Source organism: Lachnotalea glycerini, from assembly GCF_003201285.1.
Lineage (GTDB): Bacteria > Bacillota > Clostridia > Lachnospirales > Lachnospiraceae > Lachnotalea > Lachnotalea glycerini.
The window spans coordinates 1-24,670 of the sequence record NZ_QICS01000001.1 but is presented as its reverse complement, the minus strand read 5'-3'; the positions used below and the strand labels follow the sequence as shown (position 1 = coordinate 24,670).

18 protein-coding genes, 1 other RNA gene and 1 other annotated feature are annotated in these 24,670 nt (G+C 33.1%); of the genes, 1 reads left to right on the top strand and 18 read right to left on the bottom strand.

Annotation, left to right across the window (positions count from 1 at the left end):
* Positions 1 to 265: 265 nt before the first annotated feature.
* The 14 genes from pheT to leuC form a co-directional block, all read right to left on the bottom strand.
* Complete coding sequence (gene pheT, locus C8E03_RS00095) at positions 266 to 2,689, bottom strand: phenylalanine--tRNA ligase subunit beta (protein ID WP_110289927.1); 2,424 nt, start codon at positions 2,687 to 2,689, stop codon at positions 266 to 268.
* Positions 2,690 to 2,706: 17 nt separating this feature from the next.
* Entirely contained in the window at positions 2,707 to 3,726 is a 1,020-nt protein-coding gene (gene pheS, locus C8E03_RS00090) for a phenylalanine--tRNA ligase subunit alpha (RefSeq protein ID WP_094377430.1), read from the bottom strand.
* 214 nt (positions 3,727 to 3,940) lie between these two features.
* Positions 3,941 to 4,177, bottom strand: a binding site (T-box leader).
* A gap of 81 nt (positions 4,178 to 4,258) precedes the next feature.
* Entirely contained in the window at positions 4,259 to 4,867 is a 609-nt protein-coding gene (locus C8E03_RS00085; protein WP_094377429.1) for an ATP-binding cassette domain-containing protein, read from the bottom strand.
* Entirely contained in the window at positions 4,864 to 6,843 is a 1,980-nt protein-coding gene (locus C8E03_RS00080; protein ID WP_110289926.1) for a hypothetical protein, read from the bottom strand. The genes C8E03_RS00085 and C8E03_RS00080 overlap by 4 nt, the downstream gene beginning before the upstream one ends.
* A gap of 110 nt (positions 6,844 to 6,953) precedes the next feature.
* On the bottom strand, positions 6,954 to 7,268 hold the full coding sequence (locus C8E03_RS00075; RefSeq protein WP_110289925.1) for a mediterrocin family bacteriocin: 315 nt from the start codon (positions 7,266 to 7,268) through the stop codon (positions 6,954 to 6,956).
* A gap of 87 nt (positions 7,269 to 7,355) precedes the next feature.
* Positions 7,356 to 7,832 carry a hypothetical protein gene (locus C8E03_RS00070; RefSeq protein WP_110289924.1) on the bottom strand — a complete coding sequence of 159 codons (477 nt, stop codon included), beginning with the start codon at positions 7,830 to 7,832 and terminating at the stop codon, positions 7,356 to 7,358.
* A 392-nt stretch (positions 7,833 to 8,224) separates the two neighbouring features.
* The gene (locus tag C8E03_RS00065; RefSeq protein WP_170122841.1) at positions 8,225 to 9,031 is read right to left on the bottom strand and encodes a YihY/virulence factor BrkB family protein; all 807 of its coding nucleotides are present in this window, start codon (positions 9,029 to 9,031) and stop codon (positions 8,225 to 8,227) included.
* A gap of 52 nt (positions 9,032 to 9,083) precedes the next feature.
* Positions 9,084 to 11,348, bottom strand: coding sequence for a SpoIID/LytB domain-containing protein (locus tag C8E03_RS00060; RefSeq protein ID WP_110289922.1), 2,265 nt, complete (start codon positions 11,346 to 11,348; stop codon positions 9,084 to 9,086).
* Positions 11,349 to 11,627: 279 nt separating this feature from the next.
* Complete coding sequence (locus C8E03_RS00055) at positions 11,628 to 13,019, bottom strand: NCS2 family permease (RefSeq protein ID WP_094377928.1); 1,392 nt, start codon at positions 13,017 to 13,019, stop codon at positions 11,628 to 11,630.
* Between the two features lie 110 nt (positions 13,020 to 13,129).
* Positions 13,130 to 14,167, bottom strand: coding sequence for a glycosyltransferase family 2 protein (locus C8E03_RS00050; protein WP_094377929.1), 1,038 nt, complete (start codon positions 14,165 to 14,167; stop codon positions 13,130 to 13,132).
* Positions 14,168 to 14,357: 190 nt separating this feature from the next.
* A non-coding RNA gene (ssrS, locus tag C8E03_RS00045) (6S RNA) lies at positions 14,358 to 14,534 on the bottom strand.
* A 263-nt stretch (positions 14,535 to 14,797) separates the two neighbouring features.
* Entirely contained in the window at positions 14,798 to 16,489 is a 1,692-nt protein-coding gene (locus C8E03_RS00040) for a phosphoenolpyruvate carboxykinase (ATP) (protein ID WP_094377930.1), read from the bottom strand.
* 257 nt (positions 16,490 to 16,746) lie between these two features.
* A complete protein-coding gene (gene leuD / locus C8E03_RS00035) occupies positions 16,747 to 17,232 on the bottom strand; it encodes a 3-isopropylmalate dehydratase small subunit (RefSeq protein WP_094377931.1) in 486 nt (161 codons plus the stop codon).
* 12 nt (positions 17,233 to 17,244) lie between these two features.
* Positions 17,245 to 18,507: a 3-isopropylmalate dehydratase large subunit gene (gene leuC, locus C8E03_RS00030; protein WP_110289921.1), complete on the bottom strand. Its 1,263-nt coding sequence runs from the start codon at positions 18,505 to 18,507 to the stop codon at positions 17,245 to 17,247.
* A gap of 205 nt (positions 18,508 to 18,712) precedes the next feature.
* Here leuC and C8E03_RS00025 point away from each other — a divergent pair, with 205 nt between their 5' ends.
* Entirely contained in the window at positions 18,713 to 19,612 is a 900-nt protein-coding gene (locus tag C8E03_RS00025) for a LysR family transcriptional regulator (RefSeq protein WP_094377933.1), read from the top strand.
* A gap of 140 nt (positions 19,613 to 19,752) precedes the next feature.
* On the opposite strand, the gene ilvC is transcribed toward C8E03_RS00025, so the two are convergent.
* The 4 genes from ilvC to C8E03_RS21810 all read right to left on the bottom strand — a co-directional run bounded on the left by ilvC (position 19,753) and on the right by C8E03_RS21810 (position 24,479).
* Entirely contained in the window at positions 19,753 to 20,769 is a 1,017-nt protein-coding gene (gene ilvC / locus C8E03_RS00020) for a ketol-acid reductoisomerase (RefSeq protein ID WP_094377934.1), read from the bottom strand.
* Positions 20,770 to 20,895: 126 nt separating this feature from the next.
* Complete coding sequence (gene ilvN, locus C8E03_RS00015) at positions 20,896 to 21,393, bottom strand: acetolactate synthase small subunit (protein WP_094377935.1); 498 nt, start codon at positions 21,391 to 21,393, stop codon at positions 20,896 to 20,898.
* Positions 21,394 to 21,838: 445 nt separating this feature from the next.
* On the bottom strand, positions 21,839 to 24,043 hold the full coding sequence (gene cas3, locus C8E03_RS22905; RefSeq protein ID WP_408609899.1) for a CRISPR-associated helicase Cas3': 2,205 nt from the start codon (positions 24,041 to 24,043) through the stop codon (positions 21,839 to 21,841).
* Between the two features lie 271 nt (positions 24,044 to 24,314).
* Positions 24,315 to 24,479 (bottom strand): hypothetical protein, encoded by a 165-nt coding sequence (locus C8E03_RS21810; protein ID WP_170122840.1) that lies wholly within the window; start codon positions 24,477 to 24,479, stop codon positions 24,315 to 24,317.
* Positions 24,480 to 24,670 lie beyond the last annotated feature (191 nt).

Here is a 24,670-nt window from a genome sequence, read left to right as displayed (position 1 = left end):
TGCTCGCTTTGCTCGTGCTTGTTTTTCTTCCGATAAGTTCTTCTTACCAGAATTACTTATCTCGGATACTTCGTTTCCTCGTTAACTTATCGGTAAAAACAAATACTCGCTTTGCTCGTGCTTGTTTTTCTTCCGATAAGTTATATTATCGTATTTTTTTAATAATGACAACTATTTTATATAATATTGTCGAATTTTATACTAAAATTTTCTTTTATCTCACAAAACAACCGACACTTTTATGCTGTGTCGGTTGTTAATAAAACTATTGTCTTAGCTCTATTCCTAAATTATTCAGTTCTTTTAATATCTTATTCATGGAAGCATTTACATCAGTATCTTCTAACGTTCTATCTTTAGCTCTAAAAATAATAGAATAAGCTACCGATTTATAACCTTCTTTAATCTGTGTGCCCTCGTAAATATCAAACAGATTATAGCTTTCTAAAATACTTCCGCCTTTTTTTTCAATTATCTCTTCAATCTGGCCTACCAGAATTTGATTCGACATGACCATACTAATATCTCTGGTAACGGACGGAAATTTTGCAATTCCCTCATATTTTCTATCGAAAGTAGCAAATTCAACAATTTGTGGCATATCAATAACCACAATGTAAAGTCTCTCTTTAATATTATAGTTATCTCCAACAGCCGGATGAACTTCACCCATATAACCGATGCATTTCTCTTCGCAGAAGATATCAGCCTGTCTGCCAGGATGTAAAAATGATTTTTTATCGGATGGATCATATTTTATCTTGTTCTTATTTCCAATTTTTTGCAAAAATTCTTCAACAACACCTTTCATTGTGAAAAAATCACCATCACCATACATTCCCAATGTAAATTGCATTCTCTCTTCTGGTAGCTCAGTTACCGGAATCTGTTTTGGTATATAAATATTTCCCAACTCATATAAACGAACATCTTTATTTCTTCTATTATAGTTAGTAGATAATGCTGTTAGCATACCATTCAATGAGGAAGTTCGCATAATACTAAAATCCTCTCCCAGTGGGTTAGATATCACTACTGCATTTCTTAATATAGAATCTGTTGGAAGTAATAATTTATCAAATACTTTAGGACCCTCAAACGCATATGTCATAGCCTGACTAAAACCACAGAATTCAGCAATATTTCTAGCTGCTTCTTCCACTCTCATTTTAAATGAAATCTTACCTGTAGTAGCTTCGCCCGTTGGTAGTGTTGTAGGAATGTTATCGTAGCCGTAAAATCTGGCTACTTCCTCTGCTAAATCAGCTATTGTACTGACGTCCTGTCTCCAAGACGGAATAATCACTTCTTTCGTTGATTCATCATATCCCAATTCAATCTTCTTAAAATATTCAACCATTGCAGCTTCATCAATATCGGTTCCCAATATTTGATTAATGCGTCCTGAATTTAAGACAACCTTTTTACCAACTCTTTCATTTTCATAAATATCAACCATACCTCCTACAACTTCTCCTGCACCAAGCTCTACAATTAACTGACATGCTCTGTCAATTGCTTGCTTTGCTGTGTTTGGATCAAGACCCTTTTCAAATTTGGTAGAGGCATCTGTTCTAAGACCGACTTTCTTACTGGATCGTCGGATATTTGTACCATCAAAGCAAGCTGCTTCAAATAGCATGCTAGTAATATCATCCGTAATCATGGAATTTTCACCCCCCATGATTCCTGCAATACCTACCGGCTTGCTTGAGTCACAAATCATTAATATGGTATCATCTATCACTCTTTCCTGCCCATCCAGCGTTATAAATTTCTCTTTGTTATTTCCTCGGCGAACGATAATTTCTTTTCCTTCAATTGTATCCAAATCATATGCATGCATTGGCTGTCCATACTCTTCCATTACATAGTTTGTAATATCTACAATATTGTTAATTGGCCGAATACCTTGTTTGGCAAGTCTTCTTTGCATCCATTCCGGTGACGGAGCAATTTTAATGTCTTTCACCACTCTGGCACAATATCTTTTACATAAATCACAATCTTTAACAGAAACCTTAATATAATCATTTACATCTTCATTATTTTCCTTTACCTCAACAACAGGAGGAATAAATTTCTTATTAAAAGTAGCTGCTGCCTCTCTCGCAATTCCTAACACGCTAAAGCAATCCACACGGTTAGAGGTAACCTCATATTCAATTACAGCATCATTTAAACCTAGCACTTCTATCGCATTACTACCTACGGTAACGTCATCTTCAAAAATATATATACCATCTTCCGGCGCATTTGAATAGAACTCCTTAGTACTTCCCAATTCTTCAATGGCACACATCATACCATTTGACTCAATTCCACGAAGCTTACCCTTTTTAATCTTTATTCCGTTTTCCGGTAATGCACCACCATCGTGCCCTCCCGCAACTTTTCCGCCATCTAGTACAACAGGTACCTTATCACCTGCTTTTACATTTGACGCACCAGTAACGATTTGAGTCGGTTCTGTACTGCCGACATCAACCTGACAAACAATTAATTTATCTGCATCTGGATGTCTCTCAATGGTTTTAATTTGTCCAACCACTATATTCTTCAGATTTTTATCTAAAATCTCATAACCCTCTACTTTAGTACCTGATAATGTCATTGCATCAGTATATTCCTGTGCGGTTACATCAAGCTCTGGTACATATGCTTTAATCCATGATAATGATGTATTCATTGTTCTTCCTCCTCTTACTAAAATTGCTTTAAGAAACGATAATCGTTCTCGTATAATAATCTCATGTCATCAATCTCATATTTTAGTAATGCAATACGCTCTAATCCCATACCAAATGCAAAGCCGGTATACACGTCTGGGTCAATCCCACTCATTCTCAATACATTAGGATGAACCATACCGCAGCCAAGTATTTCAATCCAACCCTCGCCCTTACAGAAGCGACAGCCCTTACCTCCACATTTGTAACAGGAAACATCCAGTTCTGCACTAGGTTCCGTAAATGGGAAATAATGTGGCCTAAATTTAACCTTTGTTTCGGCTCCGAAAAGCTGCTTTGCAAACTCTGCCAAGGTTCCTTTTAAGTCAGCAAATGTAATGTTTTTATCAATAACTAACCCTTCTATTTGATGAAAGGATGGAGAATGTGTCGCATCAACCTCATCTGCTCTAAATACCCTGCCTGGTGCAATCATACGGATTGGAAGCTGACCCTTTTCCATCACTCGTACCTGTACCGGAGAAGTTGCTGTTCTAAGAACCATATTGCTGTTAATATAAAATGTATCCTGCTCATCTTTTGCCGGATGATTAGCTGGAATATTCAAGGCTTCAAAATTGTAATAGTCGTATTCTACTTCCGGTCCTTCCACTACTTCATAACCCATACCTACAAAGATTCTCTCAACCTCTTCCAATGCAATGGTATTTGGATGTCTGTGTCCTAAATTACTTTTATTCGCAGGAAGAGTAACGTCAATGACCTCATTTTTTAATTTTGCATCCAATACTGCCTTTTCCATTTTCTTCTTAGTTTCTTCTAATAAAACTTCAATAGCCTGTCTGGTATCGTTGACCATTTGACCTACCATAGGCTTTTCCTCTGCCGGTATGTCCTTCATCGATTTCAACACAGCTGTAAGCTCACCTTTTTTCCCCAGAAAAGAAACCCTAACCTCATTTAATTTTTCTAATGCATCTGACTCTTCAATTTGTCTGAATGCATCATCTTTGATTTTTTGAAGCATTTCTTTCATAATGTATCTCCTTTCGTTATTAACAATATATGCGATTTTTGATAAAAGAACAAAGTGTCTTCCTATCAGGTACTCCGTACACAAGAGTTTCTAAACGACACAATAATTTACGCGTGTTGTGTTTTTATCGAAACGTTTTCATTAATAGGAAACTTGAACTTTTCACTTTATTATGACAAGTTATTTCCTATGAAATAAAAAAAGCCCCATCCCGCAAAGGGACGAAGCTTATATATTCGTGGTACCACCCTAATTCCTATATAAAATTCCTATAGGCTCTCAGAATGCTTAACGCGCACAAACGTTATTCTCTACTTAATTCAAGAATACAACTCCAGTGGGAAATTCAATAATTATCTGAACTTAAGGAAGCTTGCAGCCGATGACTCCCTCTCTCTGAAAGAAAATAATTATCTACTTGTGATTAAACACTCACTTTCATAGTCTTTACATAAATGAATCTGTATCCTATTTTACCATAATAAATGGTCATGTCAAGAACTATTGTAAAAATTAGCACTAAATTTAGTATTTATAACTGAATGATCCTATCTGTCATATTCTTTATTTTTTCGTCATGAGTAACCAATACGATTGTTTTTCCTTCTTTGTTCATATCTTTAATAATGTTCATGACTATTTCTGCATTTTTGGCATCCAATGAGCCCGTTGGTTCATCTGCTAAGACAATCTTGCATTTTTTTAGAAAAAGCCTTGCCAAGGCTACTCTTTGTTGCTCTCCACCTGACAAGGTATATACCTTACTTTTTAGTTTGTCTTTTAACCCAACCTTTTCAAGTGCTTCCTCTATTGAGTAATTTGTTCTATTACTTTTTCTTACCAAACATAGGTTTTCTTCGACCGTTTTATTATCCACTAATGCAAAATTTTGAAATAAATAGCCAACGACTGAGCGAAAATAGTTTAATCTATGCTTATTCGTTTGTATTTCTTTTCCATCAATCAATAACTGTCCACTATCAATTGGTTCTATCATTCCAATCATATTTAACAATGTTGTTTTTCCACTTCCACTGTTACCTGAAAAGCATACAAAATCACCCTCATTTATGATAAAATTAAATTTATCAAAAAGAATATTATCATCAAATTTTTTTGTTATATTTATTCCTTCTATCATAGTCGTTCTCCTTTTAGTATTGTTGCAATTCTTGACCTTTCAACAGAACTAATCTTAATTTGTATATAAATCCATTCAAATAAACCAATAGCCACACTGCTAATCAATAGGTAAACACCCTGCTCAATATGAAATATCAGACTTAATATGATAGAAACACTAATACTAATCATAGTGATTAAACTGGAATAAAAGATTTTTCTATTACGTTCTAAACGGTTATATCCTAAAACCTTTTTTATTGCAATTTCTACAGAGTTAACCTTATATTCTATTTTAATAATAAAAACAATTAGCGACATCTGTATCAAAATTAAAAAGGCAGAAAGCACAGAAATTAATTTAACACTTCTTTTAATAATCTTCCAATTATATTGATACAACTCATAAACATTTGTCTTAACAACAATTTGATTTTCAAGTTGATTTTCTTGAATAAAATTATCAAAATCATCTTGCTTTATGTTATACATAATGTCATATGCATAATATAACTGTCTTGATGCACTATCCAAATCTTCTTGTATCTTACTATGATTATCGAGCAAAATAATGGGATTCTTTATCAATTTACTTCGATATAAATGTAATTGATAATTAATCGACATTAAGGTAAGTGAGTCCTTATATTTGATAATTTCAATATCATCACTATTTTCTTGTACAAAATAAAAGCGAAATACCTCTTTTGCTTTATTTAGTTCTTCATCATTTTCACTCATAGCATCAGGTATAAGAAAATAATACTTATCTTCCTTTGCTTGGTCTAAACTGTTTTTCATGTCTGGATTTTCTTTTAATACTTCATCCCTTGAATTTTTATTGATTACGATAAACGGATAAATGCATTCTAATGCATTTGTTAAATCTATATACTGTAGTGACTGTGATTTATATTGTTGATAAAATTTTTGCATAACCAAACAGCAGTCATCACCTGTTTTACCAATTGAATTCTTAATCTTATAATTTAATTGATAATAACAATACTCCTTGTTAGTTTCAAAAAAATCTTTTTGCCTATAATAATTTATCCCCTCCGCTAATATACTTATATTTCCTGCCAATAACAAAGTTGATAACATCGTAGTTATTATTTTAAGAAAATAATTCATAGCTAAAAAAGTCTTTGAATTTTTACTATTGGCAAAATCTTTTTTCAAATTGATATGAAACACACTTGCATGAATCAATATGCTAACGAGAATAAATATAAGATATAGAGTTATGACATACCTATATTCAAAAAACACATTTGACACGTTTATTAATATTTTAGGCAAAAACAAAAACATCAAACTAAATACCACGATATCCATAAAAATATTTTTTAAGAATATTATTTTTAAATCCTCACCTAACAACAATTGAATGACGACTTCTTTCTTTTGAAAAATCACTTCATAGGCATTTAATAGTGTCAGTAGAATAAAGATGGTTCCCCAAACCAAAAATAAATTAGTATACAAAGAACGGTCTGACCCATATACCCTAGGAAAACCTCCACCATACTCATTAATTAGTTTCTTTTTAAACGCACGCATATTTTCTAGCTTACTATTTTCACCAATAAAATAAAAATTATCAAACCTTTTAATATTTTCTACTTTTTCAAAATTCAAGTACCTAACTTTCGTTTTGCCTGTAAAGAGCCCTTCATATTCTTTGTCTAAAATTTTTCTATTTTTTAATGCTTTGATTGCATTTTCTGTTCCATAAACAGTGATGTACTTTTCATAGTCTGACACAATATTGCTATCTACTATAAAAAAGTCAACTCCTGTTTCTTGTGCTACCAATAAAAATTCTTCTACAATATAAGGATTCGTATTCTCATCGGGTAGGTTATCAAATACGAAATTCGCTCTATAATAACTTTCTTGAAAATTATCAAGAAAATAAATGAATAATTCTCCAGTAAATAAAAAACCACTTATAATAAGTAGTATTGATATCATGTATTTTACTTTTTTCATTTTTTCCCCTATATTATATATTATTTTTAAATACCCTATCATAAAACATGATAGGGTATCTTATCAACAATAGGTATTTTATAAACCATTTTATATCCTTTATTAGATTATTACCACTCACAACTATAGGTTACTTCTGAACCTGAATGTGTTACCTCTAATTTTGACCATTTACCTGCCGCTTTACTCCCCGCTGCATGAGCTCCACCACCGTTATATATTCTTGCATAGTGTGATGCATTTGAATGATATGCATAACATGTATCTTCATGTACCAACCATGTATTATATCCATATTCTATTTTTGCTTGACCAGACTCTAATGTTTTTGACCAATCCTCTACAAAATCCCCACTATAAGACTTACTTAAACTTCCTGCCTTTGCAGACAATGACATTAAACTAGTTGCACACATTAATGCCATACATAAACTTAAAATTCTTTTTTACATAATACATATACTCCTTATTAATTATTATTTTATTTACCTATTGTTTTCATGAATCAGTTATTACTTTAAATCCCACTCTTTTTTAGCTAAGCGATACATCTTTCCTATCTCTTCCTTTTTTTTATCCAATAAATTTTGTATCTGTGTTATTTCTTCTTCTGTAAAATTGTTCTTTTTATCTACCATATAATTTAGTTCTTTATCAACATAAAATCGATAACCATGATTATTTTCTGCATCTACTAATTCCATCCCTATTCTCATATCACCTTTCATAAATAATTCTGGCCAAATAATAATGGATATATCAGCGTTATTATTAATAGCAAAATTACCTGTAAAGGAATAAAATTCTGGTTGTTTAATGGTATAACTATACCCATTCAATGTTTTTCCATAACTCTTGACATATAACTCATATTCATTTGATATGTAATTTTCATATTTATTAAAATTAAGATACCATATTAAATTTCTTATCATAAATATGATAAATAAACTACTTAATACAATAATAATTATTTTTTTCTTATTCATGATTTTACTCCCTTATTGTTCACTTGTATTAATATACTATACTTTCCATTTAATGTCAATTTAAGTAGTTGTTTGTTTTTATAGACATTTTTTAAAATTATATAGATCCATTTTTTAATTTTATACGGCTGATTCTTTATCAAGAATATTTTTTCACGTAAACATTATATCACATAGCATTTTTAAGAACAAAGTGGACAAGTCCGCATCAGCTCCCTAATTCCTCACTCAAGAGGGACTTGACCGCTTTGTCGCGCCGAATGCTGTCACGCAGTGACATTTTCCACTTGCATTCGTGCGCATCTTGCGGAGCATTTTTATGTAATAGGACGCATTCCTATTACATAAAAAAAGACAATTACAAATACCGTAATCGTCCTTTTTCTATTTCATCAACACTTTTCTTGTCGAAATACGTTAATTTCTGCGCCAACCAACATGAGATACATACAACCATATAGCCATAGCATTACCAATATAATTGTAGTAAGGCTGCCATACATGTTAGAGAAACCAGAGGATAAATCAATATATAAGGAAAAACCATATGAAAATACCGTCCATGCAACAGCCGAAAAAACAGCACCTGGATACTGCTTTGACTGAAGCATTTTGCCATGTGGTATAAACTTATACATAACCCAGAAAAGAAAAGTTAACACACCAAGTACGGCAAAGTTTTTTACATTCGATAATTGACTTGTTAACTGGCTAAAAAACGGATACTGTTTACCTATTACTGTCAAAATCTTATTTCCGAATACTACAATAATTAAAGACAGAACCACTGCTACTACAAATATTATCGTATAAATTGCAGCTCTTAAACGTACTAAAAAATAGCCATTCTCATCTTCAATATCATTAATGGTATTCAATGCCTGAATTATTGACATAACGCCCTTTCCGGCCGACCATGCTGCAGTAATAGCCGAAATAGATACTACTGCACTCGATTTATTATATACCTCATCTATAATAGAAATAACCATTGGATCAATCGATGTTGGCAAAATATCCACTGCTGTAGACAATATATCGGCTTTTGTTACCGGAGTATATTTAATTAATGTTAAAAGCATCATAACGAACGGAATAAAGGATAATATTAAAAAGTAAGCTGTCTGTGCAGCATAGGCATTAATATGATCCTCTTTCAATTTATTTAGAAAATCTTTTCCTATTTGTATTAATTTCATTTTAATCCTCCGGCACATATTATGTTCTATTCATACTATAATCTTACATGCATTAGTAAATATTTATTAAATCTACACCTTCATAAAAATATTTTAATATTTCATCATAAGTATATTGGTTTGCAGCCATTATTTTGGCACCGTTTTGACTCATACCAACCCCATGACCGTAACCCCCTCCCGTAAATTTGATATCAGTTAATTTCTTATCATCCATAACTTTATCAAATATACAATAAGCACTGGGAAGTAAAGAGAAGCTCTCAATTACACTTCCATCTGCCTTGGTAATCTGAGTTGAAACCGGAGCTAACAGGTATCGGATATTATACTCTGTAATAACCTTGATAGTTGCTTTTGACCCCTCAATAACAATCGTATTCAATATACCGCCTTCATTACGATTGATCACGGTAATATCTTTTATCATGCCAATATCTGATATCTCCTTACTTTCAAATTCACCATTCTTATTTTTTACCAAAATAAGTTCTGGATTTGCTTGATATCTTACTGCCAATCTTGAATTTAATGTATTTGAAAGAGTGTCCACAGGAATTGTAGTCGTCCATCTGTACCAAGGTTCTTCACTTTCAAAACCATCATATTCATTCTTTGTAATAAAATCATAAAATACAGCTTCGTCTGTCAAGTCCAAATCACAGTCTTCTAAACCTATAAATTTAGGCTGTAAATAGCTTCTGTCTTTCTCACTTTGTTCTACCCATATAGCACTATTTGTTGTGTGTCCACAGGAGGTTGAAAAATAGAAAGTATCTATGACATTATCGTCCTTAACAAGCACCTGGCCATAAGTCTCCTTTACAGACTGTGTGCAAGCCGGTGTCTCTTCCTGATTACTATATACCTGAAAGCTAACACTGTCATCAACCTGTGCTCCATATTGTGCATAGGCATTGTCTAGAATATGATTATATGCATAAGTTCTGGCACATACTGCCTGCGCCTTTAGTGCTTCAATACCAAAACTTTCCGGCATTTCACTAGGTACCACCTTATATAGGTATTCCTCCATTGATACTTCATTTATAACTATTAACCCATTGCTGTCTTTAACAATCTCAATTGTGCCCAGATATGATGGATTTCCCGATGCCCTTTGTACCGAAAGTAATGTCATTTTTCCTGATAGCGTATCAGGTTCAATTTTTATTCGGCTCGATTCCCATAAATTGCTGCTTTCATCAATACTAACGTCCTCATCTGCCGCGTGTTTTTCTTGCTTTTCCAACTTTTCTCCATAATAAATTGTATAATCAGAATTACTTTCCAGCATAACATTATTGTGAAAAAGGCTCTCAAAATTGCTGCTTTTAATCAAGACACGAATATTTTCCACTACCAAGTCTTTCATCACAAGCCCTGCACTGATTTTACCATCCGCCACAATAAAATCTGTAACATTATATCCAACTAGCAAATCATTTATGCTTAATTCTTCCAGTTTCCCATATTCCTTGAATAATCTAAAATTTTCATCTAATGGTACAAATCCATATTCTTCGATTTCCAAACTGTCCGCTTGAATAGATAGCAATTTACCACTTATCTTGTCCCCTTTTACCTTAATTTCTTTAATCTCTCCGTCTTCAAATAAAATATCTCCTATCTCTGATGATAGATTATTATCCAATGGACGGTTATTATAATTAATATATATACCATCTGTAAAAATGTTAATTCCGTTCTCATCACCAGAAACAATGTATATGTTGTTGAACTGGTAATTCGTTTCATTATTCTCTACTACATATATAATACAATTATCATAAACAATCACCTTACAGTTATAGTATAGGCACTCGCTAAGAGATTTGCTATTCTTCCACTCCAAGATTCCCTTGTCTGTGTATATTTCATTTTCACTCAAGCTTTCACTATTTCCACTATTCGCTAATACAAACACATCCTGATAGGAAACTTTATGATCTGTATCAAGCAACTCTACTAATTTATCATACAGCGATAGCCATTCATCCTTTTGAAAACGTTTACTTGCCTTAACCTTTGAGTATTTTTCATTCTCTTCATTCAATACTTTCAGATTATCCAGTATTATCGTTATATCCTTATAGGTCATATAGTCTTCATCTGCTTTACCAAGTAAATTCTTCCACCAAGAAGCATCATGACCTGTAAATATTAACATATCCGCTGCTTCCTCTAACCGAATTCCCAGTATTTTGTCATTTCGTTTTTCATTTGTGCTAATACTCGTTATAACAATGATGCAAAGTATTATTATTCCTACTATAATTAATACTGCTTTAATCTTTAAACGGTATTTATCAGCCATATTATCCTCCACACTACTATATCATTTTATTCCTCTTAGTATATATCTCAATATATTAGGCTAATAAAAATAATATAACATTTTTATACCATTCTATCATGATAATTTAATCTTTACAAATTAACATATATTTCTATTTATTTTTACAAAACATTATAAAATATGTTAATTTAGATTTTTATCGTTAAAAATCCTCATACCTTTTTGGGTATGAGGATTGGAAACAAGCAAGTCTAACCTTAGCTTTAAATAGCCGGGAACTTTCTTGAAAAATATTAATTATAAAAATATATATTTCAAAACAAAGATAAATGCTAAGAAATACATTAAAGGACTTATTTTTTTAGCTTTTGCATTTCCTGAAACCAAATTAATTACAACATATGCTATTACTCCAAAAAAGATACCTTCTGAAATACTATATAAGAAAGGCATAGCCAAGATACATATAAATGCAGGAATTCCTTCACTCATATCTTCAAAATCAATGTTCTTAACAGAACTTATCATATAAAATCCTACTATGATAAGAGCCGGAGCTGTTGCAAATGAAGGGATCGCTAAAAATACTGGTGATAAGAAAATAGAAACTGCAAATAAAATAGCTGTTGTGAAAGCTGTCAACCCAGTTCTTCCACCTTCTGAAACACCTGTAGCACTTTCAACATAAGTTGTTGTTGTTGAAGTACCTAATAAAGCACCAATTAAGGTTGCTATTGCATCAGATAATAATGCTCCTTTTATTCTTGGAAGCTTACCATCACTATCAAGCATATCTGCCTTAGACGCAACTCCAATAAGCGTTCCAAGTGTATCAAACATATCTACAAACAAGAATGCAAATACTACAATAATAAAATCAACTGAATAAATATTTGTAAAATCTAATTTAAAAGCAACATTTGAAATTGCTCCTAGCTGAAAACCTTGTGAAAAATCTGGAAGTAAGCTGTAAACACCTGCTTCTGGATTTATCTGATAAATCCCTGTCAATTGACTAAGGATTCCCAAAATCCAAGTAGCAAGAATACCAAATAAGATTCCGCCCTTTACCTTTTTAATTAATAATGTTGCTGTAATAACAATACCAATTAGAGCTAAAATAACGCCGATTCCTGTAGTATTAAATGTTTCCTTAGAAAAACTGTGAAACTGAACCAAGGTTGAATCATTATTTTCTACAATTTTTGCATTCTGTAAACCGATGAATGATATAAACAAACCAATACCGCAGCTAACTGCATATTTAAGAGTTTGTGGAATTGCATTAAAGATAGCTTCACGTACATTTGTCAATGATAATATGATGAAAATAACACCTTCTACAAATACAGCGGTTAAAGCTGTCTGCCATGAATATCCCATCTTTATAACTACTGTATAGCAAAAATATGCATTCAGACCCATCCCCGGTGCTAATGCAAATGGATAATTAGCCAGCAAAGCCATTAATAAAGATCCAATACAGGCTGCTAAGGCTGTCGCCATAAACACTCCGCTTGAACTCATCTGATCCGCAGGATCCAAACCCAAAATACTATTAAATGCTGTCATAGTACTTGGATTAACCGCAAGGATATATGCCATGGTCATAAATGTAGTAATTCCTGCTAATACTTCTGTTTTCACATTGGTATTATTTTCTTTTAGCTTAAATATTTTCTCTATCAAGCCAATACCTCCTCATAAGTTGTTAATAAGTTTATTTTCAACATTGTGAGTATATCAAAATATCATCCATAAATCAAACATTATTTATAAATTTTTAAGGTTTTTTAATATTACTTATTAATTTCACTAATTTCTCTATAACTTGCCGCAATCTGTTCGAGTTCTTGAGCAGATACACTTTCCTCAATAAGCTTTAGCAAAATTTGATACAAAGGAGAAGTGTATTTTTTAATATATATATTCTGCTTATAATCAGGAATAAATCTGTGAACTGTCCTTTGCAGTTCAAGGAATATTTCATAAGGAACTTTATCAAATCTCAAAAATAGCATTTTAATACTTGTAAAATAATAAGAATTTATGAAATCGTATTCTACTGCCTGTTTGTATTTTACAAAAGCTCCCCTTTTTTCATACTCTTCCCATTTCATGTAGTTAACTGTCAGCAAGTCAGAATGATATTTCATATTTCTATTTAAAACAGTAGATTCATAATTAATAAAATAATGATACAATCTTTCCTCAATAATATAAGCACGTTTGATATATAGATAGAAAAGAGAGTCCCAGAATAAATCTTCATAAGCCAGTCTCTCAGGAAAAAATATATGATTATCAAATATAATTTCTCGCCTATAAAGCTTATTCCATACTCCTCCGCTTAACAAGTTAGCTGCAATAAAGTCACTTCTCTCTTCGTCATTTTCTATTTGAAATAACGTATCCTCAAAATTAGCATTTTTACAAAATTCTGTCTTCTCATTTCCGGTATCACGATAACTGCGGCACCTTACAATATCGCAATCATATTTCATTGCCTTATTATAGAGTTTCTCAAACATATCAAGTTCCACCCAGTCATCCGAGTCAACAAAGCCTATATAGCTGCCACTCACATAGGTTAGAGCAACATTTCTGGCACCTCCTATTCCTAAATTTTCTACATTGTTAATCACAATAAAGCAATTTGAATATTGTTGTTCATAGCGAAGCAAAATCTCCAGAGTATGATCCGTTGACGCATCATTTACAAAGATAAATTCTAGTTTTTCTCTCCCCATCGTTTGATTCACTAATGACTCTATGCATCTGGTTATGTATCTTTCAACATTATAACAAGGTATAATAATACTTATTAGCTTTTTCATCTAAATTCCTTCCAGAACAAAGTACCATCAACCCTTCGTTCAAATATTACATAGGTATTAACACTTTTAAGCGTTACCTCAACAAGGTCTTTCCTATGAAATAAAAAAGCAACGACAAGCGTTGCTTTTTTATCTTTCGTTTATCATAAATCTTTCGTTTTTTAATTCTTTCGTACCTATTGTTTCTTTAGAATGTCCCAAAATGCCGTTTCCTGCAATTTTGACGCCTAGCCAAGCTAGGTGGGTATCCGCATCTATTCTTCTGCCTTCCGCTCAAAGGCGGCATGACATCCAAATAGAAATTTAGGAATCCCATGAAATGTAATGTAGGTTCAAAATAGCAGGGTATCGAACACCTCAGGAATTGTTTTATTAGATTATACTATATTATGTCCTATTTTACAATAAGTATAACAAATATGAACATGTAAAATTTTACAAAAACCTATTTTCTAACATTTACTTTTTCCAATAATCGCCATAAAATGTCATAATAATATTTCAAAATATGAAACAAAAAGACGGTTTATGCCGTCTTTTTGTAAATTTTGCAGATTATGAAAAGATGCCTTAATTTACCAAGCCTAGCCGCACGCACTGCAATTATTAATAATATTAATTACGAAATAATTAGCTCAGCTCATCTACTAGCTTCTTAAGAGCAGCTAATGCATCTTCTGGAAGCTTATCATAGCCTTCTTTCAAAGTTGCAGTATTAGCAACAAACTTAACTCTATCTTCCATACGTGCCTTTAATTGTTCAGCATAAGATGTATCATTAAGATTCGGCACAAAGCCTTCCCATTCAAATATTTCAATATCAGAAAATGGACCCCACTGTTTGAAATTAGCTTTCTTTTCTACGATAGCTTCTAAGATGCCTAAAGTATCTTTTGGCTGAACTTTCTTGCCCATGAAATCTCCAGTATTGATAATGTAGCAATCTACATTCTTCTCTTCAACTAATTTTTTGAATTTTTCATAGTCATTTGCTAATGGGTAAGTTCTAAATGGATTAGCATATGGCACAACTACTAATGCATTAGGATCTGCCCCAGGCGCAAGTCTTTCTGCTGACGATCTCTTTGTAGCAAGAGTAGCACCCATAACAGAGGCTAAAGAAGCACCTTTCAACTTAACGATTGGTGGAATTGTAGGGTCTTTCATAATCCAGAAAATAGCATTAACTGGCTCGTTAATCTTATCAACACGGTTTGGTGACCATAATTTAGATTTAATAGCACGGCCGTTACCATTTCTAATATCTTCTGTAACTAATTGAATTTTTCCTTCATCATCTAATGTAGCTGAACAGTTCTGTGCTGTTAGAAGATATTTATTATCTTCACAGCCTGTTGGATAATCCTGCGTTTTATCAAAATAAGTAGGCTCTAATGCAATCGAAGCACATGTGTCTGAGTTAATAATAAATGCATCATCATGAAGAACCGTTACACCATATTTTCCGCCATGTTTTGCATGTGTAATTGTCGATTTACCTGATCCAGATAAACCAAATACGGATGCAACGTATTTAGAACCGTCTGATAAAGAGTATTCTTTCTGTCCGCCATGGCAAGATGCATATCCATTACGGTTAGCAACAGCCCATGCCATAGTAAGAGTTCCTTTTTTGTGCTCTCCGAAATATCTCATACCTAAGATAGCAGCGCAATTTTGTTCTGTATTAAAATAACATAATGTTTTTGGATCGCTTAAACAAGATAAATCTACACCCGGACGATCAGAACCATTCCATTGTGGATCAGAGAAAATAAAGATATCTGCTTCTTTTCCGCCACCGACTGGCTTAGAAGCTTTATACATTTTAACATATTCATCAGACATGTACTGGAAGTTCAACATCCAATTGTACATAATATTTTCTTCACCTTCCGGAATAAGAAGATGAGCCTTTACCATAAATTCAGGGTCAAGACCAACATACACTTCTGCATGATACATGTTTTTCCAACGAGTCTCATAAGCAGCATCCATAATAACTTTATCAAGAGCACCGCAGTTTACACCAGGCTCTCCGGCGATTCTTCTTGCTGTCGCATAACGACCTGTGATAGCACCATCATTAAACAAAAGAACTTTTGCGTCTTTTTCAAGACCAAATTCTTCTCCTCTATATACTGGCATATCTGTAACAATTGTTCCAGGTGAATTTTTAGCTAATTCATATGCCTCTTTAAGTGTATTAACTTTAATTACATTGTTTCCGTAAAATGGAGCTTCGATAATTGAACGTGTCGTTGCAAATCCAACTTTGCCTGCGCCAATTTCACTGTGTGGATAATAAGCTTTCGTTGACATTGTTTGTCCTCCTTATAATTAAATGTTAGTAGTGTATCTTCATTGCATAAAGCATCGCAATAGAAGTCTTATCATGGGAACGAAAAGAAATATTTTCTTTCCATAATTAACTAGGAAATTAATCCGAAAGTTAATTTATTATCTCATTTTGACATAAAATTGTCAAGGTATAAACCCTTGACAATTTTGTGTTTTTAATATTTTTTTAAAAATTAAATTGAATTAAACCAAACATTTATCTATTAGAAGTATCCATCTTATTTTGTATTAATATAATTAATCAAGCCTTCTGCTGCAATGATTTTTTGCATAAACTGTGGAAATGACTGACCTTGAAACTTCATATTCTTTGTCTTATTGAAAATAAGACCATTGTCGAAATCAACTTCTACAATATCTCCTGCCTCTATTCCCTTTGCTGCCTCAGGGCATTCAATAATCGGAAGACCTATATTGATTGCATTTCGATAAAAAATTCTTGCAAAAGTTTCTGCTATCACACAACTTACTCCGGAAGCCTTAATTGCAATGGGAGCGTGCTCTCTTGATGAACCGCAGCCAAAATTTTTATTTGCAACAATGATATCTCCTTTTGTTATATTTTTAACAAATTCCTTATCTATGTCTTCCATGCAATGCTGAGCTAACTCACCAGGATCGGATGAGTTTAAATATCTCGCAGGAATAATTACATCTGTATCTACATTATCTCCATATTTAAAAACTGTTCCACATGCTTTCATTTACTCTGCCTCCTATTCAATTTCACAAGGACATGAAATTTTACCTGTAATTGCACTTGCTGCCGCTACCGCCGGACTGGCAAGATAAACCTCTGACTTAACGTGTCCCATACGTCCTACAAAATTACGGTTGGTAGTTGAGATACATCTTTCTCCCTCCGCCAAAATCCCCATGTAGCCTCCAAGGCAAGGTCCACAAGTCGGCGTACTGACAACAGCTCCTGCATTAATAAAGGTTTGAATTAAGCCTTCTTCGATGGATTGCAGATAAATCTTTTGCGTAGCTGGTATGACAATGCAACGAATTCCTTTAGCAACTTTTTTTCCTTCTAATACCTCTGCTGCAATACGCATATCATCAAGTCTTCCATTTGTACAGGAGCCAATTACGACCTGGTCAATTTTAATCTCTCCTACTTCATCTATTGTTTTGGTGTTTTCAGGTAAATGAGGAAATGCAACAGTAGGCTTTAAGTTCGATAAATCAATTGTATATTCTTGCTCATATTCTGCATCCTTGTCTGCTTCATATATCGTATATTCTCTTTTGGAATGTTCCCTTATATAAGCTTCGGCCACATGATCAACCGGGAAAATACCATTTTTTGCACCTGCCTCAATTGCCATGTTTGCTATTGTGAAGCGATCATCCATAGATAGACTTGCTATACCCTCTCCTACAAATTCCATTGACTGATAGCGTGCTCCATCCACTCCAATCATACCAATTATATGAAGTATCAAATCTTTTCCACTCACCCATTTTGAAAATTTGCCAATCAGATTAAATTTAATAGCAGATGGCACCTTAAACCATGCCTTACCCGTCGCCATACCGGCAGCCATATCCGTACTTCCAACCCCCGTTGAAAATGCTCCCAACGCTCCATAAGTGCAAGTATGGGAATCCGCACCGATTACAACATCACCAGCGACCACTAAACCCTTTTCAGGCAAAAGTGCATGCTCAATACCCATTTGACCCACTTCAAAATAATTCGTAATATCATGTTTTGCTGCAAATTCTCTGACACATTTACAATGTTCTGCTGATTTAATATCCTTATTTGGTACAAAATGATCTGGCACCAATGCAATTTTGTCCTTATCAAAGACTGTGCTCACCTTCATTTTATCCATTTCATGGATGGCTACCGGGGACGTAATATCATTGCCGAGTACAAGGTCTAACTCAGCCTCTATTAATTGTCCTGCTTTTACTTCACTAAGTCCTGCATGTGCAGCCAAAATTTTCTGTGTCATAGTCATTCCCATTACAATATCCTCCTTTACAAAAGCAAACTCTGAGCCGCTTCATTAACTTTTAAAATAATTAAATCAATAAACTATATATTTTCTGTTACTTAGAAATATTTGTTGTTGATATTTTATCATAATAGCTGTTATAATTAAAATACATAATACGAATACTTGTTATAACACTGTGTTATAGTATGATTTGAAATTTTGAGGAGATATTATGGAACAAAACCTATCACTTTATAAAATATTCTATACGGTTGCAATAGTCGGTAATATATCAAAGGCTGCCAAGGAATTATACATAAGCCAGCCTGCTATTAGCAAATCAATAACCAAGCTGGAACAAAATCTGGATACCGTTTTATTTTTAAGAAATTCAAGAGGCGTTTTGCTAACCGAAGAAGGTCAGATTCTATTTAAATATTTAGATTCTGCCTTTTCAACCATTTCAACTGCGGAAGAGCAAATCAGGCGTATTAAGGAATTAGACATCGGTCATATTACAATCGGTGTCAGCACTACCTTATGTAAATATATCCTGCTTCCTTATCTACAAAAATTTATTGAGCAATGTCCTCATATTCGAATTACAATAGAATGTCAGTCTACAAATAAAACCTTACAATTACTAGAAGATAACAAAATTGACATAGGTCTGGTAGGTAAGCCACATACCTTGAAAAACATTGATTTTCATTCTCTTGGTGAAATTGAAGATATTTTTGTCGCCACCGACAGTTACATCAATCATTTAAAAATGCGCGAACATGCTGAACAAAATGATTTATTTAAAACCGCCACCTTAATGCTTCTTGATAAGGAAAATATGACAAGACAATATATTGATGATTATTTTATTAATAATAATATTGAAATTAATAATCTTATCGAAATCAGCACAATGGATTTACTAATCGATTTTGCCAAAATAGGACTTGGAGTTGCATGTGTGATTAAGGATTTTATTAAAGAAGATTTAAAGAACAAATCACTGATTGAACTTCCACTCGAAGCTCCCATACAAAAACGAGAAATTGGCTTTGTTTTCTCAAAAGCTGTGTCTCCTTCTTCTTCTGTTGAAAAGTTCATTCAATTTTATAAGAATTATAATAATTAAGCTCCAGTATTATATCGACAAAAAAGCGCCTCGCATAGTCTATAATCAAATGCAAGGCGTAATTTTGTATTGTTTAAGTATATTGTAATGATATTATTTTCAATCAGCAAATCTCCATGAAGCTGATAGATCTTAATAAATTAGTTATTGATTAATTTATCTTCTTCTTTATTCCAGCTATATAATTTACGAAGCTCTTTACCAACTGCTTCTGACGGATGTTCTGCTGCAACTCTTCTCATTGCATTAAAATGAACCTGTCCGGCAGCCTGCATATCCAATAAGAAATCTTTTGCAAAAGTTCCATCCTGAATATCCTTTAATACTTGCTTCATAGCTTTCTTTGTTTCATCTGTAATGATCTTAGGTCCAGTGATATAATCACCATATTCAGCCGTATTTGAAATAGAATATCTCATGCCTTCAAATCCGCTCTGGTTAATTAAATCTACAATCAATTTCATTTCGTGAATACATTCAAAGTAAGCACTTTCTGGTTCATAGCCAGCTTCCACTAAAGTCTCAAATCCTGCCTGCATCAGTGCACATACACCGCCGCAAAGAACAGCTTGTTCCCCAAAAAGATCTGTTTCAGTTTCTACTCTAAAGGTTGTCTCAAGTACACCTGCTCTTGCTCCGCCTATTGCCAATGCATATGCCAATGCTTTATCTTTTGCTTTTCCTGTAGCATCCTGCTCTACTGCAACTAAACATGGAACACCCTTACCAATCTGATATTCACTTCTTACCGTATGACCCGGTCCCTTAGGAGCAATCATAGTAACATCAACATACTTAGGTGGAATAATCTGCTTAAAGTTAATTGCAAAACCATGAGCAAACATTAACATGTTGCCTTCTTCTAAGTTTGGTTCAATTGACTCTTTGTACATCTGAGCCTGTCTTTCATCATTAATTAGAACCATAATAATATCAGCTTTTTTAGCAGCCTCTGCTGCCGTATATACTTCAAAACCTTGTGCTACAGCCTTATCCCAAGATTTGCTTCCTTCATAAAGTCCAATAATTACATGACAGCCTGATTCTTTTGCATTAAGAGCATGTGCATGTCCCTGACTACCGTATCCGATAACAGCGATTGTTTTACCCTCTAATATTGATAAGTTACAATCCTCTTGATAATAAATTTTAGCCATTTAATATTCCTCCCAGAATTAATTTATTAGAAATTCAAGGTTATTAGGATGAATTTCTTAGTGTATTGGATACATATCCAAAATTTAAATATATTTATTAGTAAATACCAACAGAAAAACTGCTGACTATAAATATGTTACATCATCACAGCCACGAGATAAACCTGTTATACCAGTTCTTGCCAGCTCTAATATTTCATAGCTATCCAGTAATTTAATGAACGCTTCCAGCTTGGATTGATTACCTGTTAATTCAATTACTAAAGATTCCGTCGCAACATCTACTATTTTAGCTCTGAAAATATCTGCAATTGAAATAACTGCCTGACGCTGCTTAGCATCTGCCTTGACCTTGACTAATACAAGCTCTCTGCAAACCGATTCGACATCCTCTAACTTCTTAATATCCAACACGTCTTCTAACTTACGAAGCTGTTTTTCAATCTGTTCCAAAATAGGTTCATCTCCACTGACAACTACTGTCATTCTTGAGAATCGAGGATCTGCCGTTTCACCAACGGTCAAGCTATCTATGTTATATCCTCTTCGGCTGAACATTCCCGCTACTCTGCTTAAGACACCGGCAGCATTGTCCACCAGCATGGAAAATACTCTTACTTTCATAATTTAAACCTACTCTCTCGATAATATATTGTTTGGTTCACTTTCAATTATTCTAACAACTATTGTTTTCTTTGTCAACGCTACTGCTCATAAGTCTTATATCATTTTGTTATACAAGATATAACTGAGAGCAATATTTAAGTGGTTTTGCTATAAGCAAAAACATATACGTGGCGGATTAATCATCATATATTTATATTCATAGTTTAATTACAGCTTATATATATAGCACGAGGATACAGTTATTTTATTTACACTTCTGCAAGGGAAGTGACATAATAGAGATATAAAATAAACCGAAACAAATACATTTCAATCCACACTTCCGCAAGGGAAGTGACGATGATGTACTAAATACCTCTGTGAACCAAGTTAATTTCAATCCACACTTCCGCAAGGGAAGTGACTAAGTTAAACATATTGGTATTATCATCTATAGATTATTTCAATCCACACTTCCGCAAGGGAAGTGACTATAGAAATGGAGCGTGAAGATAATGACAAATAGTATTTCAATCCACACTTGTTTGAATTGAAATTCAAGCATAAGCGGACATTTTTGATTGGTTACCTTTTCATATGCATTTCTTTTATTTGGATTAGACAACATTTGATATATCGTAGTTTTTGATACTGGATAATCCATATTTTTTTCAATTCTGTCGTCTCTATAAAAGTGCATATAGTAATGCTGTATTGCAAAAGGCGATAATAAATTGTAATCATATTTATCTGCTTTTCTTCTATAGTCATCAAGTACATATGAGGCAGCCTTTTCTCCTATTTCAATATATTTCAATGAGCCAAGCTCTTCACCTTCTAACTCTATAATATAAGTCTTCTTAATTTCTCCCTCCCCATTTCTATTTCCTCTACCTGAGGCCTGAGCAATCGAATCAAGTCCAGCTATATGTCTTATCACACAAGAAAAGCTAATATCCACCCCGGCTTCTATTAGTTGAGTACTAACACAGATAACCTGCTTGTGGTTGTTCAAGGCTTCTTTCATCTTCTTTATTCCATCTTTTCTATGAGCCGGACACAGATTCGTATTTAAGAAATAAAATATAATGTTTGTATCATCCAGATTTTTCTTTACTTCCTGAAAAACTGCTTTTGCAATCTCTTTTGTATTTAATATAATTAAAATAGATTGATTGTCTTTTTTTACGTCTTTTACAAATTCTCCCAGTTCAAACAACGACATCTTTTTTTTATACCTTTTATCTATAATCTCCATGCGTTTAAAATCTGCAAACTTCTCTCTTAAATCTAAGATTATTTCCTCTTTAATTTGCATTTTGTGTTCTACCTTATTTAGTCCCGGCTGAGTTGCAGAGCAAAGTATAATAGTGTCTCTGCAAACACTTGATAGAAAGTTAATGGCATCATTAAATAGAGATATACACTTAACTGGAATTGCTTGAATTTCATCAAAAATAATAATAGTATCTGTCAGATTGTGCATTCGCCTTATATTTTTAGTTCCTTTCGAAAAGAAAGTGTTCAAAAACTGTACCATGGTGGTGAATATAATTGGTGATGTCCATTGTTCTGTCAGAAGTTGTCTGTACTCTACTTCATCTTTTTCTGTATCTTCACCATCTACCACATTACTATGATGCTCCAAGAGATAATCTTTCGGTAATAACGCGTCACGAACCACCTGCGCATTTTGTTCTATAATGGAAGTAAAGGGCAACACATAGAGGATACGACTCTTCTTACAGCTTCTTGCATGATTTAATGCATAACGTAGACTTGAAAGCGTCTTTCCGCCTCCCGTTGGCACCGTTAGTGTATAAATTCCTTGTGGTTGACTTCCAAAATCATTGCATTGCTTCCATATATCCTGCCTAAGTAATTGTATTGTTTGTTCAAGTTCACTGTTCGTTTTTTTATTTTGAAATTCATTTTCCTTTGCTTCCAGTCTGCAACTAAACTCCTCCCACAAACGATTAATATTCAAATCCTCTTCTTCTTTTTTATTTTGCATAAACAAATACGTATCGTATCGGTCTGCATCAATCAGACAGCTATATAAGAATTTAATAAGTAAATGTAGATTATAACAAAAATTAGTATTTGAGTACTTTGAAACATAATCCTTAAACTCATTTACTGCATTTTTAAATAATTTATCCAATTCCTCAGGTTCCATGATTCTCTTGTAAAATCTTTCACTGGCTTTCATATATTGCGTATCTTCTTTAAAACCTTCCTCTATCTGATTACATCTTTCTAAAAGCTTAATCTTCAAATCATTGGATATAAAATCTTCCAAGCCACCATGATGGTAACAAATAATCATAGCTACTATCTCAGCCATGGTTTTCTCATAAGTATTTCCCTTATGATATCGCTCTAATATTAGCATTGCACCATGTTTTCCATGATCCACTGTCTTAGTTAATTTAGGTTCTCCTGCCTTTTGCCGACTTACAGATTCGTAAAAGTAGACATAAAATTCATCTGTATACTTTCCCATATCATGAAGGATGCCAAGCAGTCTGCCTGTATTAGCAAAGTTTAGTTTTTGTGCATAGCTTACACATTTTATTTCCACTCCTTTTAGATGCTCTTCTACTGTCTGTATATGATTATCTTGCATTCGAAAATGAGCGGGAAACACTGTATGATTAGCGTCCATTTTTGTACTCCTTTTGATTATCTGTCAATTTTTTATTTTTTATTAAATTATTAAGTATATTATAGCATTTAATGTAGATTTATAAATATGTTTTTATTTATTATCTTATTGGCATGAAATTTGTATAGTTAAAATTAACTTTAGTTGACACAAATTGACCATATTTATGCAAAAAATAGCACATATATAGAAGGTGATAAAATCTATATATGTGCTAAGTCTTAAGAATCTTACACAAAGTGCTTTTTATTCTATCGTAATCGCAAATCTATTAATTTTGTACAATGCGACGTTTCCCGTATAATGATAAAATTCCAAATACAACTACAGCCATAATCGGAAATATTGTTCCTGCTAATATTCCACTTTTTAAACCCAACTGCTCATCGGTCATATTCCATTTTGCTGCCTGATGCAATATATATGTACTCTCCATAGAAATATCTGTAATGCGTCCTACGGGAGTTTGACAGTTACATAAAGAAAAAATCTCTAAAAGCCCTGTTATGGCTTTATTTTTTTGTCAAATTTTAAAAATAATAGTGGGTATTTTATGGGTATTGTGTTATAATATGGATATAGGAGGTGTTACACATGAGACTTATGGTATCCAAATCTAAAAATGCA

Excerpts from the sequence above, each read along its gene's own strand:
- C8E03_RS00050 (WP_094377929.1), bottom strand. The coding sequence starts at position 14,167 with ATGAAAAAGCTAATAAGTATTATTATACCTTGTTATAATGTTGAAAGA.
- C8E03_RS00060 (WP_110289922.1), bottom strand. The coding sequence starts at position 11,348 with ATGGCTGATAAATACCGTTTAAAGATTAAAGCAGTATTAATTATAGTA.
- C8E03_RS00080 (WP_110289926.1), bottom strand. The coding sequence starts at position 6,843 with ATGAAAAAAGTAAAATACATGATATCAATACTACTTATTATAAGTGGT.
- C8E03_RS00075 (WP_110289925.1), bottom strand. The coding sequence starts at position 7,268 with ATGGCATTAATGTGTGCAACTAGTTTAATGTCATTGTCTGCAAAGGCA.
- pheT (WP_110289927.1), bottom strand. The coding sequence starts at position 2,689 with ATGAATACATCATTATCATGGATTAAAGCATATGTACCAGAGCTTGAT.
- leuC (WP_110289921.1), bottom strand. The coding sequence starts at position 18,507 with ATGGGAATGACTATGACACAGAAAATTTTGGCTGCACATGCAGGACTT.
- pheS (WP_094377430.1), bottom strand. The coding sequence starts at position 3,726 with ATGAAAGAAATGCTTCAAAAAATCAAAGATGATGCATTCAGACAAATT.
- ilvC (WP_094377934.1), bottom strand. The coding sequence starts at position 20,769 with ATGGCTAAAATTTATTATCAAGAGGATTGTAACTTATCAATATTAGAG.
- C8E03_RS00085 (WP_094377429.1), bottom strand. The coding sequence starts at position 4,867 with ATGATAGAAGGAATAAATATAACAAAAAAATTTGATGATAATATTCTT.
- ilvN (WP_094377935.1), bottom strand. The coding sequence starts at position 21,393 with ATGAAAGTAAGAGTATTTTCCATGCTGGTGGACAATGCTGCCGGTGTC.
- C8E03_RS00070 (WP_110289924.1), bottom strand. The coding sequence starts at position 7,832 with ATGAATAAGAAAAAAATAATTATTATTGTATTAAGTAGTTTATTTATC.
- leuD (WP_094377931.1), bottom strand. The coding sequence starts at position 17,232 with ATGAAAGCATGTGGAACAGTTTTTAAATATGGAGATAATGTAGATACA.
- C8E03_RS00065 (WP_170122841.1), bottom strand. The coding sequence starts at position 9,031 with ATGAAATTAATACAAATAGGAAAAGATTTTCTAAATAAATTGAAAGAG.
- C8E03_RS21810 (WP_170122840.1), bottom strand. The coding sequence starts at position 24,479 with ATGGAGAGTACATATATATTGCATCAGGCAGCAAAATGGAATATGACC.
- C8E03_RS00025 (WP_094377933.1), top strand. The coding sequence starts at position 18,713 with ATGGAACAAAACCTATCACTTTATAAAATATTCTATACGGTTGCAATA.
- cas3 (WP_408609899.1), bottom strand. The coding sequence starts at position 24,043 with ATGGACGCTAATCATACAGTGTTTCCCGCTCATTTTCGAATGCAAGAT.
- C8E03_RS00040 (WP_094377930.1), bottom strand. The coding sequence starts at position 16,489 with ATGTCAACGAAAGCTTATTATCCACACAGTGAAATTGGCGCAGGCAAA.